1 protein-coding gene is annotated in these 465 nt (G+C 64.5%); it reads left to right on the top strand.

Annotated elements, in window-relative coordinates:
* The coding region (locus ACFFWD_RS24740) for a cadherin repeat domain-containing protein (protein WP_376969476.1) at positions 1-465 on the top strand (465 nt) is incomplete at both ends.

Below are 465 nucleotides of genomic sequence, written 5' to 3'. Positions count from 1 at the left end.
CCGGTGATCTCGTCGCCGGCGACGGCATCGGTCAACGAGGGCGTGGCGGCGAACAGCGTGATCTACACCACAGTCGCGGCTGACCCGGCCGGCGGCACCGTCAGCTATTCGTTGAGCGGCACCGACGCCGCAGCGTTCACCATCAACGCGAACACTGGCGTCGTCACCATCAATGCCTCGCCGAATTTCGAGACCAAGAGCAGCTACAATTTCACCATCAAGGCCAGCGACCCCTCCGGCGCTTTCAATACCGAAGCGGTCACGCTCAGTGTCAACGATTTGCCGCCGGTGATCTCGTCGCCGGCGACGGCATCGGTCAACGAGGGCGTGGCGGCGAACAGCGTGGCCTATACTGCGGTTGCCGCCGACCCGGCCGGCGGCACCGTCACCTATTCACTGAGCGGCGCGGACGCCGCAGCCTTCACCATCGACGCGAATACCGGCATCGTCACCATCAATGCCTCA

The sequence above is a fragment of the Bradyrhizobium erythrophlei genome, assembly GCF_042430365.1.
In the GTDB taxonomy this organism is placed as follows: Bacteria; Pseudomonadota; Alphaproteobacteria; order Rhizobiales; family Xanthobacteraceae; genus Bradyrhizobium; species Bradyrhizobium erythrophlei.
Note: the sequence above shows the minus strand (reverse complement) of the source record. Positions and strands in the feature narration are given on the sequence as shown.